At 60.0% G+C, this 16,591-nt stretch carries 17 protein-coding genes; 13 read left to right on the top strand and 4 right to left on the bottom strand.

What is annotated here, in order from left to right:
• The first annotated feature begins 146 nt into the window (after positions 1-146).
• Positions 147-2,462: a TonB-dependent receptor gene (locus C8K58_RS10840; RefSeq protein WP_012721642.1), complete on the top strand. Its 2,316-nt coding sequence runs from the start codon at positions 147-149 to the stop codon at positions 2,460-2,462.
• Here the strand turns inward: C8K58_RS10840 and C8K58_RS10835 are convergent.
• Positions 2,433-3,620: a CynX/NimT family MFS transporter gene (locus tag C8K58_RS10835; RefSeq protein WP_108573709.1), complete on the bottom strand. Its 1,188-nt coding sequence runs from the start codon at positions 3,618-3,620 to the stop codon at positions 2,433-2,435. The genes C8K58_RS10840 and C8K58_RS10835 overlap by 30 nt on opposite strands.
• 108 nt (positions 3,621-3,728) lie before the next feature.
• Here C8K58_RS10835 and C8K58_RS10830 point away from each other — a divergent pair, with 108 nt between their 5' ends.
• The 4 genes from C8K58_RS10830 (at position 3,729) to C8K58_RS10815 (ending at position 6,818) form a co-directional block, all read left to right on the top strand.
• Positions 3,729-4,595: a LysR family transcriptional regulator gene (locus tag C8K58_RS10830; RefSeq protein ID WP_027607856.1), complete on the top strand. Its 867-nt coding sequence runs from the start codon at positions 3,729-3,731 to the stop codon at positions 4,593-4,595.
• A gap of 224 nt (positions 4,596-4,819) precedes the next feature.
• On the top strand, positions 4,820-5,641 hold the full coding sequence (locus C8K58_RS10825) for an energy transducer TonB (protein ID WP_108573708.1): 822 nt from the start codon (positions 4,820-4,822) through the stop codon (positions 5,639-5,641).
• Positions 5,642-5,695: 54 nt separating this feature from the next.
• Positions 5,696-6,415, top strand: a complete 720-nt coding sequence (locus tag C8K58_RS10820) for a MotA/TolQ/ExbB proton channel family protein (protein ID WP_027607855.1) — start codon at positions 5,696-5,698, stop codon at positions 6,413-6,415.
• Position 6,416: 1 nt separating this feature from the next.
• Positions 6,417-6,818: a biopolymer transporter ExbD gene (locus C8K58_RS10815; protein ID WP_010565408.1), complete on the top strand. Its 402-nt coding sequence runs from the start codon at positions 6,417-6,419 to the stop codon at positions 6,816-6,818.
• A gap of 84 nt (positions 6,819-6,902) precedes the next feature.
• Here the strand turns inward: C8K58_RS10815 and C8K58_RS10810 are convergent, their stop codons facing one another.
• The 3 genes from C8K58_RS10810 to C8K58_RS10800 are packed head-to-tail and all read right to left on the bottom strand — an operon-like array spanning position 6,903 to position 9,693.
• Complete coding sequence (locus C8K58_RS10810; RefSeq protein WP_090401130.1) at positions 6,903-7,850, bottom strand: LysR substrate-binding domain-containing protein; 948 nt, start codon at positions 7,848-7,850, stop codon at positions 6,903-6,905.
• On the bottom strand, positions 7,850-8,698 hold the full coding sequence (locus tag C8K58_RS10805; RefSeq protein ID WP_027607853.1) for an EamA family transporter: 849 nt from the start codon (positions 8,696-8,698) through the stop codon (positions 7,850-7,852). The genes C8K58_RS10810 and C8K58_RS10805 overlap by 1 nt, the downstream gene beginning before the upstream one ends.
• Before the next feature lie 53 nt (positions 8,699-8,751).
• Complete coding sequence (locus C8K58_RS10800) at positions 8,752-9,693, bottom strand: TauD/TfdA family dioxygenase (RefSeq protein ID WP_256592522.1); 942 nt, start codon at positions 9,691-9,693, stop codon at positions 8,752-8,754.
• Positions 9,694-10,152: 459 nt separating this feature from the next.
• Here C8K58_RS10800 and C8K58_RS10795 point away from each other — a divergent pair, with 459 nt between their 5' ends.
• The 8 genes from C8K58_RS10795 to C8K58_RS10760 all read left to right on the top strand — a co-directional run bounded on the left by C8K58_RS10795 (position 10,153) and on the right by C8K58_RS10760 (position 16,503).
• The gene (locus tag C8K58_RS10795) at positions 10,153-10,401 is read left to right on the top strand and encodes a hypothetical protein (protein WP_090401127.1); all 249 of its coding nucleotides are present in this window, start codon (positions 10,153-10,155) and stop codon (positions 10,399-10,401) included.
• A 242-nt stretch (positions 10,402-10,643) separates the two neighbouring features.
• The gene (locus tag C8K58_RS10790; protein WP_016975008.1) at positions 10,644-11,225 is read left to right on the top strand and encodes an alpha/beta hydrolase; all 582 of its coding nucleotides are present in this window, start codon (positions 10,644-10,646) and stop codon (positions 11,223-11,225) included.
• A gap of 49 nt (positions 11,226-11,274) precedes the next feature.
• A complete protein-coding gene (locus C8K58_RS10785) occupies positions 11,275-12,195 on the top strand; it encodes a sigma 54-interacting transcriptional regulator (RefSeq protein ID WP_065925842.1) in 921 nt (306 codons plus the stop codon).
• Positions 12,196-12,344: 149 nt separating this feature from the next.
• A complete protein-coding gene (locus tag C8K58_RS10780; protein WP_027607851.1) occupies positions 12,345-13,127 on the top strand; it encodes a MetQ/NlpA family ABC transporter substrate-binding protein in 783 nt (260 codons plus the stop codon).
• 449 nt (positions 13,128-13,576) lie between these two features.
• Positions 13,577-14,242, top strand: a complete 666-nt coding sequence (locus C8K58_RS10775) for an amino acid ABC transporter permease (protein WP_065941074.1) — start codon at positions 13,577-13,579, stop codon at positions 14,240-14,242.
• Positions 14,223-14,882: an amino acid ABC transporter permease gene (locus C8K58_RS10770; RefSeq protein ID WP_065941075.1), complete on the top strand. Its 660-nt coding sequence runs from the start codon at positions 14,223-14,225 to the stop codon at positions 14,880-14,882. Before C8K58_RS10775 ends, C8K58_RS10770 begins: the two co-directional genes overlap by 20 nt.
• On the top strand, positions 14,879-15,655 hold the full coding sequence (locus C8K58_RS10765) for an amino acid ABC transporter ATP-binding protein (RefSeq protein WP_065941076.1): 777 nt from the start codon (positions 14,879-14,881) through the stop codon (positions 15,653-15,655). Before C8K58_RS10770 ends, C8K58_RS10765 begins: the two co-directional genes overlap by 4 nt.
• Complete coding sequence (locus C8K58_RS10760; RefSeq protein WP_098480614.1) at positions 15,652-16,503, top strand: transporter substrate-binding domain-containing protein; 852 nt, start codon at positions 15,652-15,654, stop codon at positions 16,501-16,503. The genes C8K58_RS10765 and C8K58_RS10760 overlap by 4 nt, the downstream gene beginning before the upstream one ends.
• The last annotated feature ends 88 nt before the right edge of the window (positions 16,504-16,591 follow it).

The following is a 16,591-nucleotide window of genomic DNA, read 5'->3' as shown; positions in this document are numbered from 1 at the left end:
CAAAAATATCCGGGAAATGCATTGGCTATGCATTAGGTCGACTCCTTATAAAGGCTATCTCTTATGCAGTAAATGTTCGTAAAAACATAAATAAATAACCTAAAGGAATATCTCTCGATGGATATTTCCGGGTTCCGGAGCCGCTTATGAGTCTGTTGAAGTCCTTGCCCCTGGCCATTCTGGTGGCCGGCAGTTCCAGTTGGTCGCCGACCCAGGCCGCCGAAACGCCCGCGCCGGTAAGCAAGGGCGAGAGCGCCGGCGGCGAGTTGGAGACGGTCACCGTCACCGCCCGGCGGCGCACCGAAAGCGCCCAGGCAGTGCCGACGCCCATGAGCGTGATCGGCGGCCAGGCCCTGGAGAGCCAGCGGGTTTACCGGATTCAGGATTTGCAGCAACTGGTGCCCAGCGTCAACGTCGCCTATATGCATGCGCGCCAGTCCAGCGTGTCGATCCGCGGGCTTGGCAACAACCCGGCCAGCGACGGCCTGGAAGGCAGCGTAGGGCTGTATATCGACAACGTGTATCTCGGGCGGCCGGGCATGGCGGTGTTCGACCTGATGGACATCGAGCAGCTTGAAGTCTTGCGCGGCCCGCAAGGCACCTTGTTCGGCAAAAACACCACCGCCGGGGTGATCAACATCAGCACGCGCGCGCCGAGTTTTACCCCGGAGCGCAGCATCGAAACCTCGCTGGGCGAGGACGGCTACTTCCAGACCAAGGGCACGATTTCCGGCCCGCTCACCGATGACCTGGCGGGGCGTTTCTCGGCGTATCGCACCCGCAGCGACGGCGACATCAAGAATGAATACAACGGCCATGACCTCAACGGCGGCTCGCGCCAGGGCTTTCGCGGGCAACTGCTGTACAAGCCCAGCGAGACCTTCAACCTGCGCTGGATCGGCGATTACAACGAAGAGGATTCCAGCGCCGGCACCCGGGTGCTGTACAGCACCGGGCCGACCATCAACGGCACCAACCTCTACCAGTCGCGGGCCAACGCGGCAGGCGCGACCCTGGTCGATGGCACCCACCGCAAGGTCAACCTGGACAGCGACCAGCACGTCACCGTGTTCCAGGGCGGTACGTCGCTGGAGGCCAACTGGACGTTGCCGAGTGATTTCACCCTGACCTCGGTCAGTTCCTATCGCTTCTGGAATTTCACCCCGCGTAACGACGACGGCCTTAACGTGCCGGCGTCGTATAACGCCGGGGTGTCGGTGGAAGATAAGCAGTGGTCCCAGGAATTCCGGCTGGCTTCACCCACCGGCGGGTTCTTCGATTACGTGCTCGGTGCCTACTACTTCGGTAATTCGCTGGATAACAAATCCTTCAGCTATTACGGGCCGCAGGCCGACATCTGGAACGGCACGCCAGCCGGCGCACTGGCCAACGTCAGCAGCGTCGGCAACGGGCACATTCGCACCGACAGTTTTGCACTGTTTGCCCAGGGCACCTGGCACCTCACCGAGCGCCTGGATTTCACAGCCGGCCTGCGTGGCACCTATGAAGAAAAAAGTGCCTGGGTCACGCGTAACGCTCCTCTTGGCGGTGCGGCGGTCACCGGTGCTGCCGCGACGGCTCGACGCGGGCGCGCGGGGGCGTACGATTCCGGCGACCTCACGCAATACAGCACCAGCCCCTCGGGTTTGCTCAACCTGAGCTACCGCTTTAACGAAAATCTGCTGGGCTACGCGACCTTGTCCCATGGCGAGAAGTCCGGCGGGGTCAACCTGGCGGTAGGCTCGGCACCGACGGCCGGGGCCGACTCACTGCTGATCGGCACCGAGCGCGCCAATAACGTCGAACTGGGTTTCAAAAGCACCCTGTGGGACCGGCGGCTGCAGCTCAATGCCAACCTGTTCTGGACCCAGGTCAACGGCTACCAGACCAATGCCTATGACCAGGACAACCGTGTGCAGTACCTGACCAACGCCGGTTCGGTGCGCTCGCGGGGTGTCGAGGTGGAAAGCACCCTGGTGCCGATCAAGGGCCTGACGCTGAACCTCAACGGCTCGTTCAACGATGTGAGCTACCTGTCTTACAAAGATGCGCCGTGCCCGCCGGAAGTCAGTCTGCGCCCCGGTGCGCCGGCCTCCTGTGACCTGAGTGGGCACCAAGTGGTGGGGGCCTCGAAATGGATCGCCAACGCCAACGGCGAATACAAGTGGAACCTGGATAACGGCTTCGAACCCTACGTCACCGCCAGCTATGCCTTCCGCTCCAAGGCTGTGGGCACCGTGGAGGACTCCGACTATGGACAGATTCCTGCCTACGCCGTGGTCAACCTGTCCACCGGCCTGCGTGGCAACTATGAGCAAGGGCAGTGGGACGTGTCGTTATGGCTGAAAAACGCCTTCGACAAGACCTACTACACCACGCTGTGGACGGGGGGGAACGGCGGCTACGAAGGCCTGCTTGGTACGCCGCGCACGCTAGGAGTGACCGGGCGCTATGACTTCTAGCCCCGTGCGATAGGTGGCCGGGCTGAACACGCGCGTCACCACCAGCATCGCCACCGCCGTGACTGTCAGCACCACCCAGGCGCTGACAAAGCTGCCGGTCAGCCCGCGCAACCAGCCGGTCAGCCACGGCGACACCGCATTGATCAAGAAGCCCACGCCTTGCACAAAGGCCGCCAGTTGCCCGGCCTGGCGTGGGTCGCGATGGTGGTCGAGGGTCAGCAGCAGGCTCAAGGCGAAACACGCGCCCAGGCCGAAGCCGCACAGCGCCACCCAGAGGTGCGGATATTCCTGCGGCGCGACGATCAGGCCGAGGTAACCCACGGTCTGGGCCAGCAGGGCGATGCCCAGCAGCGGCCGACGGTCGATACCGCGCTGCGCCAGCACCGGCATCAACAGCGCGGCGAGCACCTGGAAGATGGTCATGAACGCCAGCAGCGAACCGCTGGGCAACACGCCCCAGCCAAGTTGCTGATAGTAGGCCGGCAGCCACGCCACCAGGCTCATGTAGCCGCAATTGACCAGGCCGAAATACAGCGCCAGCAACCAGGCGCGGCGATTGCGCAGGTCCTTGAAGGCCGGCACCACCTGTGGATTTCGGGCCGCGCCCAGGGGCAGCCAGGCCCATAGCAGCAAGGCGCCCAACGCCGGCAGCAGCCACGCCCCCAACCCCGCCTGCCATTCCTGGAAATGCGTGGCCACCAGCGGGCTGAGCAGCGCTGCCAGCCCTCCGCCGGCCATCAGCGAGGCCGAGTACACACCCATCGCCACCGGCACGCGATGACGGAATTCGCGCTTGATCATCGCCGGCACCAAGGCCTGGATCAGCGCCACCCCCGCACCGCCGAGCAACGCCGTGACCAGCAGCGCCGAGGCCTGGCCCATCAGCCAGCGTGCCAGGCACGCCAGCAGGATCATCATCAGGCCCAGGGCGATGCCGCGCCGTTCGCCAAGGCGGGCTTCCACGCGCACGCCCACCAGCGCCACCAGCCCCATGCACACCACCGGCAGGCTGGTCAGCAGGGCGCTGCTCTGGAAACTCAGGCCGGTGGCCTGGCGGATCTCGCCGAGCAACGGGCTGATGGAACTGAGGATTGGCCGCAGGTTCAGGCCGAGCACCACCAGCAGGCCCCAGCCGGCGAGGGATTTGTTCAGGGTCATGCAACGCTCTTGCAGTCGGCAAATGAGGCGTGAGTATGGCCAGCACCCAAGGTATTCTGAAATTAAATATAACCATGCCAACCAGTGGCAAAAAGAATGGTGACGCTGATGTTCGATCCCGTGTTGTTGCGCAGCTTTGTCGCCGTGGTGGACTGCGGCAACTTCACCCGCGCCGCCGAGCGCCTGCACTTGACCCAATCCACCGTGAGCCAGCAGATCCGCCGCCTGGAAGACGCGGTGGCGTGCCAGCTGCTGGACCGCGACCAGCGCCGCGTGGTCGCCACCGCCGAGGGCGAACGCTTGCTGGCCTATGCGCGGCGCATCCTCGCGTTGCATGAAGAAGCCACCGATGTGTTGATCAACCAACAGAGCGACGGCGTACTGCGCCTGGGTGTGCCGGAAGACTTTGCCGCCGAGCGCCTGATGCCGTTGCTGTCGGCATTTGTGCTGGCCTATCCACGGGTGCGCCTGGAGGTCACCAGCGGCCTGGGCCCCGAGTTGCAGCGTCAATACCGCAGTGGTGAATTCGACGTGTTGCTGGTCAAACAGATGGGCAGCAGCGATGACTGCCTGGCGTCGTGGCCCGAGCCGCTGTGTTGGGTCGACAGCCGCAGCACGCCGTGCCTGGGGCGCGACCCTCTGCCGTTGGTGGCATTCCCGGTGGGCGGCCTGTACCGCAATGAAATGTTGCACCACCTGGAAGTGGGCGGCTGGCGCTGGCGCATCGGTTATTCCAGCGCCAGCCTGGCCAGCGTGTGTTCGGCGGTGGCGGCGGGGTTGGGTGTGAGTCTGTTGCCGCGACGGGTCGTGCAGCCAGGGCATGTGGAACTGGGGCCGGACAGCGGTTTGCCCGTGGTGCAAGGCGTGCGCCTGGCGTTGTATGCCCGTCATGGCCTGAGTGCCGCGGGGCAGTGCTTGCAGGCTGAGCTGTTCGATTTGTGTGCAAACAGCCCCGTTGAGCCATGCCTTAAGTGAATATTTTGTATGCCTGAAAAGCATCAAAAAAAACCACCTCGACGCCAGGCCACGTGGGCCGGGGCTTTGGTGTTTGCAGAGCATTCGTTTATTCAAATTTGATCTATCTATAACTTCAAAGATTACTTTAAGAGATAAGCGTCTGGCCCCGATGATTCAGCCCTCGACGGCCTTCCACGCAGGCCCGTCGGTTTTTTGGTTTCGAAACCGTAGGGAGTGAATCAATGGGCAATGTCCAGACCGCCGCCAGTGCACCCGAGGCGCAATGGCGCCAGGCACCGAGTGGTGAGTTGGTCGACCTTGGCCGGCCGCACCGCGCGCCGTTGGGGCAATTGCGAACGCAGCAAACCCCGAAGCGATTCTCCAGCCGCCGCGAGGGGATCCTGCTCGGTTTGTTGGTACTGGCCCTGCACGGTGCAGTGATTTATTGGGTCAGCCAGAAACCCACCCCGGTGCTGCCGATTGTGCCGCCGGAGATTCCGCCGATGACCATCGAATTTTCCCGGCCGGCACCGCCCGTGGTGGAACCGCCACCGCCTGTGCCGCCACCACCGCCACCGCCTGTTGTCGAGCCACCGCCGCCGGTGGTGGATGAGTTGGCCGCCAAGCCGGCGCCGCCCAAGCCGATTCCAAAACCCAAGCCCAAGCCCAAGCCGGTGCCAAAGCCTGAGCCCAAGCCCGCACCGAAACCGGTCGAGCAGGCGCCCACGCCACCGCAACCGGCGCCACCGGCCCCTGCGCCCGCTCCGCCCGCGCCAGCCCCGGTGACACCGGCTTCGGCCAACGCCGCGTACCTCAAGAACCCGGCGCCGGAGTACCCGTCCCTGGCGCAGCGTCGCGGTTGGGAAGGCACGGTGTTGTTGCGGGTGCATGTACTGGCCAGCGGTAAGCCGGGGGAGATCCAGGTCCAGAAAAGCAGCGGTCGCCAGCAACTCGACGACGCCGCACTGACCGCCGTGAAGCGGTGGAGCTTCGTGCCGGCCAAGCAGGGCGATGTGGCCCAGGACGGCTGGGTCAGCGTACCGATCGACTTCAAGATTCACTAACTATTGCGCTGCGGTGTGCAGCACACGCCGCGACTTGTACAGAGGGAAAACATCATGGCATTAGCATCTCCACTTGAATCCATCGAAAGCGCGGTGATCTGGCTGCTGGTAGTCTTTTCGGTCGCCACCTGGGGCCTGGCCCTGCTCAAGGGCGTGCAGTTCGGTCGCCTTAAAGCGCAGGATCGCAAGTTCCACAAACAGTTCTGGGCGGCGTCGAGCCTCGACTCGGCCGCCGAGTTGGCCGAAACCCAGCCCGGCGCCGCTGCCCGTGTGGCCCAGGCCGGTTACGCCGCGATCCAGGTCGGGGAAGCGCCGCATGCGGCCGACCTGAGCCAGGCGATCAACCACCAGGACCGCCTCGAGCGTGCCCTGCGCCAGCAGATCGTACGTGAGCGCCGCTCCCTGGAAACCGGCCTGGCCGTGGTCGCCAGTATCGGCAGCACCTCGCCGTTTATCGGCCTGTTCGGCACGGTGTGGGGGATCATGGAAGCGCTCAAGGGCATCAGCGCCGCCGGCTCCGCCAGCCTTGAAACCGTGGCCGGCCCCATCGGTGCCGCCCTGGTTGCCACTGGCGTGGGGATCGCCGTCGCAGTGCCGGCCGTGCTGGTCTACAACTACTTCCTGCGTCGCCTGAAGCTCACTGCGGCGGACCTGGATGACTTTGCCCACGACTTCTACAGCCTGGCGCAGAAAAACTCCTTCCGTGTGCTGCTGCACCCGGCCCTGACTAAACATGCGCCGGGCAACCCGCAAAAAGTGAAGGAGGCGTCCTGAAATGGCCTTCTCCACGCAAGACAGTGATGAGGTACTGAGCGAGATCAACGTCACGCCGCTGGTAGACGTGATGCTGGTGCTGCTGGTGGTGTTTATCGTCACCGCGCCGCTGTTGACCAATGCGATCCCGATCAACCTGCCCAAGACCGAGGCCGTAGCCCCGGTGGAGCAGAAGGACCCGCTGGTGGTGAGCATCGACGGCGCCGGCAAACTGTTTATCAACAAGGACGAAATCCAGCCGGACCTGCTGGAATTCAACCTGCAGGCGGCCAAGGCCAAGGACCCCGATGTGCGGGTGCAACTGCAGGCTGACGATGGTGTGAACTACGGCGAAGTGGCGCGAGCCATGGCGTCTATCGAGCGCGCGGGGATTACCAAACTGTCGGTGATTACCGCACGTTAGTTTCAAAAGCCTCGACAATTTTTTGGCCGTTTCCTTGGCAGGGTGCGGCCTTTTTTTTGCCTCCGTTTCAGTAACATCACACGATCAAAGTGCGCCAACCCCAGCGATTTGCGGATACCGGATTTCAACTTCTTGCTGAAACTTTCTAGCGCTCTCTTTGAGCCAGTCAATCAACCGAGCGATATCAGGTTCCGACTGCCGCCCATTCCTACAAATAACGTAGTACGCCGCCGGCGACATCATCAGCGGGCCGCCTAGTGTGACTAATGCACCTTCTTCCAACTGGTCATACACCAACGCTGTCCTGGCCAGCGCAATCCCGCCACCCTTCACTGCCAGACTGATTGCCAGGCTTGAGTCCGGAAAGCGCGGCCCATGGTGATAAGGCGCAGCTGCCAGGCCCTGGAACGCAAACCAGCTTTCCCACCCTGGACACACTTGATCGTCCACACGGTGAATGAGTGGATACCGCGCGATATCCGTCAGCGAAATATCGCCATTCATGCGTTGAAACTCCGGTGAGCAAACCGGGAACACGGCATCGCGCATCAGAAGCTCGGCATGATGATCCGGGTAGTCGCCGTACCCCATCACAATCGCAACATCGAATTGATGGGCACCGAGATTGGCGCTATTCATATCCGCACTGGTCAATACCAGGTCGAGATTGAATGAAGCGTCGGTGTGGGAACCATGCATTCTGGGGATTAGCCAGGTCGAACACAGGGACGAAGTGCACGAAAGATAAAGGGGCTGAGATTTGCGCGGATTCAGCGAGTGCAACACCGTCTCAAGGGTTTTGAAAAAATCATCGGTCACCGGCAACAAAGCCTGCCCGGCGGTTGTGAGGTTGACGCCCCGCGAATGGCGCTCGAACAACTGAACGCCCCACCACTCTTCCAGACCTGCGATCTGATGACTGATGGCACTGGCGGTGAGGCTCAACTCTGATGCTGCGCGGGCGAAACTGCCTGTTCGTGCAGCACTGACAAAGGCTTGCAGCATGGGTGTAGGTGGCGGACGTTGGCCCATCAGGTGCTCACTTTGATCAGGATGATCCCGCAAACAATGACGAACGCCGAAAGCATCCGCCGCCAGCCGAACCGCTCGTGAAAAAACAGCGCGGCAATAATGGCGCCGATAATAACACTGGTTTCCCGCAACGCTGAGACCTTGGCCACCGCATCCAGCGACAGCGCGAACAGCACCAGGCCGTAGGAAGTGAGGTAAAAAACGCCGCCCATTACGCCGACTTTCCAATGGTTGCGAATGGCCTCTGCGAATTCCAGACGTTTCTTGAAAAACGCCAGCGCCGGAATCGGAATGCTCTGGAATACCGTCAGATAGATGATGTATTGCAGCACCGTCTCACTGGCTCTGACACCTTTGGCATCCACCACTGTGTAGGACGCGATGAAAGCACCTGCGCACACCGCCATCAGAATTGGTTTGAACATACGCGCGGACATCCTGCGCACGAATGTCAGGCTGATAATGCCTACGCAAATCAGCAACACCCCCGCCATGGCATGAAACGATAGCTGCTCGTGCAGCAGGAAATAGGAAAACAGCGCGACTAAAACCGGTGGCACCCCGCGCATGACCGGGTAGACCTGCCCAAAGTCGCCGGTTTCATACGCTTTGATCAGAAACAATCGATAGGCCGTGTTGAGCACCACGGAAACCAGCACGTAGCCCCACACCTGCAGGCTTGGCGTATTCACCTGCGGCAGCGCCGCCAGGCAGATCAGCAACGCCGTACCATCGACCATGGCCAAGGTCATGAAGCGACTGCTCCCCGCCCGGACGACCGCGTTCCAGGTGGCGTGCATGAAGGCGGAGATCAAAACAAGGGTGATCGCGATGTTGGAGTTGTCCATGGGGCTCGGCTTGTGATGGGAATATGAAGTTGTGCCTTATGGCCAGCGAGGGATCATCGTTTGCGCAACCACATTCGTAACATGTATCGATTGAGATCTTTCAAAGAGACTGCGTCATCAATCTCTAAGCGCGGAGCGCTCTTATCGATGAAATGCGTTCGGGTATGGAGAAACTTGTTGTCAGCTGAAATAAGAACCTGCCCTGGTTCAAGCAGCACTCGATGTTGAACTGAAGATTGATCAAGGACTGTATCTAGAAAATCCAATGCATGTATTTGCGCCAGGGTTAATGGCGCTCCCGCTTTGATGTGGGCCGATTCGATATAGACGCGGAAGTACCTAATCAAAGGGATGCCCTCATTTGAAAAGCTCAAGATTGGCGCTTTGAATAATTGTTCTTCCTCCGCCATACCTCGATTTTCAAAATAGAAATCGCACTTAAGTTCTTCCAGTACCTCAGGGAATGCCATTAATTCAGCGTATACCGCGCTTGCGTCTATCAGAATACTTTCGCCGCCGAGTAAGGCTTTCTGGCCACAAGCCAGAATCAAATAATCGATAGGGAGCGGATCGCTTACGCCATCGTTATGGACATATGTGCCCTGACGGGTCTGATGATATCTCGTACCTTCTTCAATGCTTTTACCTCCCCGGTCATACACCTCAATAACCCTATGGCCAAGATGGTTCTGCACCATTGGCGCTCCCAGCAAAGAGCCGAACGTCCATATCAAAGATTTGAAGCCTGCAAGATCATCGACTTTAAATCCATCTAGGATAAGGACGTGTTTTTCGTGATCAACGATTTTTCGTATATTGCGCAGTTCTGCGCTGAGGGTCTGCGAGTGATGGGGGGCGATGTAAGCAGGCTTTGCATCGAATCGATTAGTTTGATCATCCGGTTCGGAGCTGGCTTTTGCGCTCAGTAGTTCGTTGAATGCGGTTTTAGAAAGCCTGACTTTAGAAATTTCGTGGTGGAAAGTACTTATATTCATTGCGATTTTTTACGGGATTGGTTGGAGTCAATATTTAACTAACCTCACCACTCTCCGGAAAAGCGAAAAGTCGTCAGCGGAGCCATAAAAAACCCTCATGGAAGATATTTCCTACAAGAAAGTTCATCAGGTGATCGATGCTGGCATTTCGTCATGATTTGTAAAGGGCCAGCAAGCCGTGTCCCTTTAAATTGCAGGACGTTTCCGAGACAATCCCCGCCGCCTTGTGACTGTTGGAATGGATGGCTAGTCTTCGGCCCGTCGCTGGTTTTCAGCGATCGGGTTTAGCAGCCTGAGTTCAATAGGCACACGGTTCACATCCGCGTTTATGGTGGCTGTGCGTGGGGCACCCTCGGGTGCGCTGGTGTTCCTATTGGCCAGTCTGCTAACCCGCGTACAGCTGCCACCTATCGTTTAGCAGCGTTAGTGGTCGCTCCCGTGTTCAATAGGAGTTACACCATGACCAAAGCACTTCCCGACCCACCCGTTGACTGCCTTGTCGCCAACGAAAACCTCAGTTTCGAAGACGCCCAACTTTATATCGCTCACCTGATCCACAGCGCATCGGCCACCGTATGGGACTGTTGTGAGCACCTGCAGCCGCACGACCGCGCGAAAGTCCATGCGGTGTGGCATTTGCTGGAAATGGCCAAGACCGTGGTGGATCGCACCATCGACTGCATGCCTCGTACCAATCACGTCATCTAAAACCACTGCAAATTGAATGTGAAATCGAGTCAATGTGGGAGGGGGCTTGCCCTCGATAGCAGTGGGTCAGTTGATAAATATGTCACTGACCCACCGCCATCGGGAGCAAGCCCCCTCCCACATTTTGATCTCATGCGGGTTTGAGTTTTTGGTTATTAATAAATAGCTTCTTATTCCTTAACGAATATAACCCTCGTCCCTATACTGTCCTACAACGTTAAACGCTGCAGGAGGGCACACCCATGCACAGCGAGTCGATTCGTTATCTGATCGTGCCGGGCTGGCAAGGATCGCCAGAAGATCATTGGCAAAGTCACTGGCAGAACAGTCTGCCCAACAGCGCACGGGTGGAGCAGGCCGATTGGCTCACACCGCGCCGTGAAGATTGGGTCGCCGCGCTGGCCGAGGCGATCGCCGCCGACAGCACGCCGGTGATCCTGATCGCCCATAGCCTGGGCTGCATCACCGTGGCCCATTGGGCGGCCACCGCACCCGTGCAGTTCCTGCGGCAGGTGCGCGGTGCCTTGCTGGTGGCTCCGGCGGACGTTGAACGGCCAGCCTGCTCGCCGGCCCTGCGCAACTTTGCGCCGATCCCGACAGACCTGTTGCCGTTTCCCAGCCAGGTGGTCAGTTCCGATAACGACAGCGCCGTCAGCGCCCCCCGGGCCCTGGAGCTGGCGCGTAATTGGGGCGCCGAAGCCGGCATCCTGTCGGGGGCCGGGCATATCAATGTGAAGTCCGGTCACCAGCGCTGGGAGCAGGGGTTCGCCTACCTGTATCGCCTGCAAAGCCGCCTCGAGCATCACGCCCGGCGCACCGCCTGATATTTTTTCAACGCCCCGTCCCTGAGTGGATTTGGGGCGGGAGCCTGCCATGAGTCTGCATGAAACCTTCGGTCAGCCGCTGCTGACCTTCCCCGACGCCGAAAAAAGCCCGCTGAGCATCCGCGCCAAGGCGCTGGTGTTTGTCGACCCGCGCTCGCGCAAGCTGCGCGAAGACCTTGAAAATCTCGCCCCGCGCGCCTTGCCCGTATTGATTCGAGGCGAGACCGGCAGTGGTAAAGAATTGCTGGCGCGGCATATTCACCGGGGCAGCGACCGCTCCGGTTTGTTTGTCTCGGTCAATTGCGGCGCCATCAGCCCAACCTACGCCGACGCCGAGTTGTTTGGCTATGCCGCCGGCGCCCACAGCGGCGCGGCCAGCAGCCGGGCCGGGTGGTTTGGCTCGGCCAATGGCGGCACGTTGTATCTGGATGAGATCGGCGACTTGCCGCTGCCGATCCAGGTGAAACTGCTGGCGGCCCTGGAAAACCATGAAGTCACCCGCGTGGGCGCCCACCAGCCGAGTCCGGTGGACGTGCGCCTGGTGGCCGCCACCAGCATCGACCTGGCCCAGGCCGTGGCCGCCGGCAAGTTTCATGAGAGGCTGTTCCATTACCTGAGCGAAGGCCAGCTGGACTTGCCGGCATTGCGTGAGCGGGTGGGCGATATCCTGTCGTTGGCCGAGTACTTCCTCGGCATCTACAGCCAGCGCCTGGACCTGCCGGTGCCGCTGATCAGCGATGCGGCCCAGCGCGTCCTCGAACACCACAGCTGGCCGGGTAATACCCGCGAGCTGGAGAACGTTATCCACTTCGCCTTGCTGGTGAGCAGCGGCGACGAAATTCTGCCCGAACACCTGAACCTGCCGGTGGCGGGGTCGCCCTTGGAGCAAGTGCAGCGCATCTTCGCCAATGCCAGCCTGGCTGAGCGGGAAACCTTGCGCAGCTTTTTACAGGAACAAGCCGCTACATGAGCAAAATGGAATATCAACGTGAATAAAAGATATTGTTCGGGAATAAAAAATCTAGGTATTGTCCATTCCACGCCGCGATAGCACTTCGCTGGCACACCACATAAAAAACGGTCGTCAGAGACGCCCCGGAATTTCGATAAGGACACTGCATGAAAAAGGTTCTGTTGTTTACCGCATTGGCGGCTGCCCTGACTGCAAGCTTCGCCCAGGCCAACGAGAAACTGGTGGTGGCCGCCACCCCGATCCCGCACGCCGAGATCCTTGAGCTGGTCAAGCCGACCCTCGCCAAAGAAGGCGTGGACCTGGAAATCAAAGTCTTCACCGACTACGTACAGCCAAACGTACAGGTTGCCGAGAAGCGCCTGGACGCCAACTACTTCCAGACCCTGCCGTACCTGGAAAACTTCAACAAGGGCAAGGGCACCAACCTGGTCACCGTGGTTGGCGTGCACGTTGAACCCTTCGGCGGTTACTCGAAAAAGATCAAGAATATTTCCGAGCTCAAGGATGGCGCCACCGTGGCTATCCCGAACGAAGGCTCCAACAGCGGCCGCGCCCTGTTGCTGCTGCAGAAAGCCGGTGTGATCACCCTGAAAGACCCGACCAACGCCCTGGCCACGCCGAAAGACATCGCCAGCAACCCGAAGAACCTGAAGTTCAAAGAGCTGGAATCGGCCCTGCTGCCACGGGTGCTGGACCAGGTTGACCTGGACTTGATCAACACCAACTACGCCCTGGAAGCTGGCTTGAACCCAGCCAAGGACGCGCTGATCATCGAAGATGCCAAGTCGCCGTACGTGAACTTCCTGGTGGCGCGTCCGGACAACAAGGACAGCGACGCTATCCAGAAGCTGTCCAAGGCCCTGACCAGCCCGGAAGTCAAAGCCTTCATCGAGAAGAAGTACAACGGCGCAGTCGTGCCCGCGTTCTGATGTAAGCCAAAACCCCCTTCAAGGTTTCAACGCCGACGGCTACTACAGCGTCGGCGTTTTTTATGCCTGGAATTTGGAATGCAATAAAAATGTGGGAGGGGGCTTGCCCCCTCCCACATTTGATCTTCATCTCACAGTGGATTTTCAGCGTGTCAGAGCGCGCGGCTATTGATCGCCCTGCGCAACGCCACCAACCATTTCACCAGCTCCTGCGGATCAATCGGTTTCGCTTTGTTCATTGTTCATTCCCTCGAAACACAGACCCCCCAACCATAGTCGTCACCTGGAAAACCTGCGAATCCGTCGGTTATCTTTTTGGGTGATATCAATATGCTATTTCGGTATTTAAATTTTACTTTTTATACCTTTAAAGTTCGCGCTACCCGGCGTTACCCACGCCGGATCGGACGGCGCTCGCCGCATTACCCCTGCGGCGTCATGGACTCACAATGACCTTCGATTTCGCTTTTATCCTCAGCACCCTGCCGGCGTTTTTGAACGCCGTGGGCGTCACGCTGCAAGTGGGCCTGATCGCCATTGCCACCTCGTTGCTGGTGGCGCTGATCAACGCTGCACTGCTGGTGTTTCGCACGCCGTACCTGTCGCGCCTGGTGGCGCTCTATGTGGAACTGGCGCGCAATACACCGCTGCTGATCCAGCTGTTCTTCGTGTACTTCGCCTTGCCGGCCCTGGGTTTGAATATCTCCGGGTTCTGGGCGGCGATCATCACCATGACGTTCCTCGGCGGTGCCTACCTCACCGAAGTGCTGCGCGCCGGCGTGGAAGCGGTGCCCCTGGCGCAGATCGAGTCGGGCAAGTCCATCGGCCTGTCGGACTGGCAACTGCTGCGCCATGTGATCCTGCCCCAGGCCGGCATCCTCAGCCTGCCGGCGTTGTTCGCCAATTTCATCTTCCTGCTCAAGGAAACCACCGTGGTCTCTGCCGTGGCGGTGCCGGAGATTCTCTACACCACCAAGAGCTACATCGCCCTCTACTACAAGACCTACGAAATGCTCGCCGTGCTGACGCTGATTTGCGTGCTGCTGTTCTTGCCGCTGTCGCTGCTGCTCAGCCGCCTGGAAAGGAGGCTCCAGCATGGCCAGTTCGGGTCTTGAGTTGTTGTGGGTGTCGTTGCCGCAACTGGGCAAGGGCGCTGCGCAAACCCTGTCGATTTCGTTGTTGAGCATCGCCTTCAGTACGGTCGGCGGCGTGTTGTATGGCGTGCTGCGCACCTTGAACAACAGGCTGGTCAACGCGGTGCTGCGGGTTTACCTGGAGCTGTTCCGGGCGATTCCGGTGCTGGTGTGGTTGTACCTGCTGTTCTTTGGCCTGCCGATTTTCTTTGGCCTGAGCATCCCCAGCTTCTGGTGCGCGGTGCTGGTGTTGTCGCTGTGGGGCGCCAGCGAAGTGGGCGAAGTGGTACGCGGCGCGTTGCATTCGCTGCCCCGCGGCCAGCGCGAAGCCGGCCTGTCGATTGGCTTGTCCGACCCGCAGTTGTACGGCTACGTATTGCTGCCCCAGGCCCTCAAGCGCATGACGCCGCCGACCATCAACGTCTACACGCGCATCATCAAGACCAGTTCCCTGGCGGTGCTGATCGGTGTGGTGGACGTGATCAAGGTCGGCCAGCAAATCATCGAGCGCACCTATGAGTCGGTGTTGATCTACGGCGTGCTGTTCCTGTTTTTCTTCTTTATCTGCTACCCGTTGTCGGCCGCCTCCAAGGTGCTGGAACGGCGCTGGGCCCAAGCATGAGCGCATTGATCGAGTTCCAGGGTTTCAACAAATTCTTCGGCGACCAGCAGGTGCTCAAGGGCATCGACCTGAGTGTGCAAAGCGGCGAAGTGGTGGTGATCCTCGGCCCCAGCGGCTGCGGCAAAAGCACCTTGCTGCGCTGCCTCAACGGCCTGGAAGTGGCCCATAGCGGCAGCCTGCGGTTTGCCGGCAAGGAGTTGTTGGATAAAACCACCGACTGGCGCCAGGTGCGCCAGGACGTGGGCATGGTGTTCCAGAGCTACCACCTGTTCCCGCATATGAGTGTGCTCGACAACATCCTGCTCGGCCCGCTGAAAGTGCAAAAGCGCGAGCCGCGCGAAGCCCGCGCGCAGGCCGAGAAGCTGCTGGCCCGCGTAGGCCTGGCGGACAAGCGCGACGCCTTCCCGCGCCAGCTCTCCGGCGGCCAGCAGCAACGCATCGCCATCGTCCGCTCGCTGTGCATGAACCCTCAGGTCATGCTGTTTGACGAAGTCACTGCCGCCCTCGACCCGGAGATGGTCAAGGAAGTGCTGGAGGTGATCCAGGGCCTGGCCCGCGATGGCATGACCCTGCTGATCGTCACCCACGAAATGGCCTTCGCCCGCGCCGTCGCCGACCGCGTGGTGTTTATGGAGGCCGGTCGCATCCTCGAACACAACACCCCCGAAGAATTCTTTACGAACCCGCAAACCGCACGCGCGCAGCAGTTCCTGGAGAAGTTCTCCTTTGTCTCAACACTGCCCAAGAAAACCAAGGAACTGGAGCTGCTATGAAAAAGTTACTGCTGCCACTGTTGGCCGTCGCCTTACTGGCCGGCTGCGATAAAAAGGCCGAAGAGCCTGCTAAACCTGCTGCCGCCGTCAGCTACCTCGACAAGATCAAGGCGCGGGACAAGCTGATCGTCGGCGTATTCACCGACAAGCCACCGTTTGGCTTCGTCAACGAAGCGGGCCGCTATGTCGGTTTCGATACCGACATCGGTCGCCAATTCGCCAAGGACCTGTTGGGCGATGAGAACAAAGTCGAATTCGTCGCCGTCGAGCCGGCCAGCCGTATTCCGTTCCTGCAAAGCGACAAGGTCGACCTGATCCTCGCCAACATGACCGTGACGCCCGAGCGCAAGGAAGCGGTGGACTTCACCAACCCCAACCTGAAAGTCGCGGTGCAGGCGTTGGTGCCCCAGGACAGCGCGGTGAAAAGCCTGAATGACCTGGCCACCCGCACCACCATCGTCACCACCGGCACCACTGCCGATATCTGGCTGACCAAGAACCACCCGGACTGGAAACTGCTCAAGTTCGAGAAAAACTCCGAATCGCTGCAAGCGCTGTCGGCCGGGCGTGGCGATGCTTATGCGCAAGACAACCTGGTGCTGTTCAGCTGGGCCAAGCAGAACCCGGGCTACCGCGTGCTGGAACAGAAGCTCGGTGACGAAGCGCCCATCGCCCCGGCGGTGAAGAAGGGCAATATCGAACTGCGCGACTGGGTGAATGCCGAGTTGGCGAAGCTGGGTGAGGAGAAATTCCTGCTCAAGCTGTATGACCAATATGTGCGCAAGGAGCTGAGCGATGACACCAAGCCTGAGAGTGTGATCGTTGAAGGCGGGAAGTGGCAGGGCTAGTTCTGCGCTGACTGTTATGCCGCTATCGGGAGCAAGCTCCCTCCCACATTTGAATGTATTCACACGTCACATGTGCGAGAGGACTTGC

The sequence above is a fragment of the Pseudomonas sp. GV047 genome, from assembly GCF_003058245.1.
Classification (GTDB): Bacteria; Pseudomonadota; Gammaproteobacteria; order Pseudomonadales; family Pseudomonadaceae; genus Aquipseudomonas; species Aquipseudomonas marginalis.
The sequence above is the reverse complement of the archived record's forward strand: the minus strand, read 5'-3'. Positions and strand labels throughout refer to the sequence as shown.

Coding starts and splice junctions, on each gene's coding strand:
- C8K58_RS10840 (WP_012721642.1), top strand. CDS start 147: ATGAGTCTGTTGAAGTCCTTGCCCCTGGCCATTCTGGTGGCCGGCAGT.
- C8K58_RS10835 (WP_108573709.1), bottom strand. CDS start 3,620: ATGACCCTGAACAAATCCCTCGCCGGCTGGGGCCTGCTGGTGGTGCTC.
- C8K58_RS10830 (WP_027607856.1), top strand. CDS start 3,729: ATGTTCGATCCCGTGTTGTTGCGCAGCTTTGTCGCCGTGGTGGACTGC.
- C8K58_RS10825 (WP_108573708.1), top strand. CDS start 4,820: ATGGGCAATGTCCAGACCGCCGCCAGTGCACCCGAGGCGCAATGGCGC.
- C8K58_RS10820 (WP_027607855.1), top strand. CDS start 5,696: ATGGCATTAGCATCTCCACTTGAATCCATCGAAAGCGCGGTGATCTGG.
- C8K58_RS10815 (WP_010565408.1), top strand. CDS start 6,417: ATGGCCTTCTCCACGCAAGACAGTGATGAGGTACTGAGCGAGATCAAC.
- C8K58_RS10810 (WP_090401130.1), bottom strand. CDS start 7,850: ATGGGCCAACGTCCGCCACCTACACCCATGCTGCAAGCCTTTGTCAGT.
- C8K58_RS10805 (WP_027607853.1), bottom strand. CDS start 8,698: ATGGACAACTCCAACATCGCGATCACCCTTGTTTTGATCTCCGCCTTC.
- C8K58_RS10800 (WP_256592522.1), bottom strand. CDS start 9,693: ATGAATATAAGTACTTTCCACCACGAAATTTCTAAAGTCAGGCTTTCT.
- C8K58_RS10795 (WP_090401127.1), top strand. CDS start 10,153: ATGACCAAAGCACTTCCCGACCCACCCGTTGACTGCCTTGTCGCCAAC.
- C8K58_RS10790 (WP_016975008.1), top strand. CDS start 10,644: ATGCACAGCGAGTCGATTCGTTATCTGATCGTGCCGGGCTGGCAAGGA.
- C8K58_RS10785 (WP_065925842.1), top strand. CDS start 11,275: ATGAGTCTGCATGAAACCTTCGGTCAGCCGCTGCTGACCTTCCCCGAC.
- C8K58_RS10780 (WP_027607851.1), top strand. CDS start 12,345: ATGAAAAAGGTTCTGTTGTTTACCGCATTGGCGGCTGCCCTGACTGCA.
- C8K58_RS10775 (WP_065941074.1), top strand. CDS start 13,577: ATGACCTTCGATTTCGCTTTTATCCTCAGCACCCTGCCGGCGTTTTTG.
- C8K58_RS10770 (WP_065941075.1), top strand. CDS start 14,223: ATGGCCAGTTCGGGTCTTGAGTTGTTGTGGGTGTCGTTGCCGCAACTG.
- C8K58_RS10765 (WP_065941076.1), top strand. CDS start 14,879: ATGAGCGCATTGATCGAGTTCCAGGGTTTCAACAAATTCTTCGGCGAC.
- C8K58_RS10760 (WP_098480614.1), top strand. CDS start 15,652: ATGAAAAAGTTACTGCTGCCACTGTTGGCCGTCGCCTTACTGGCCGGC.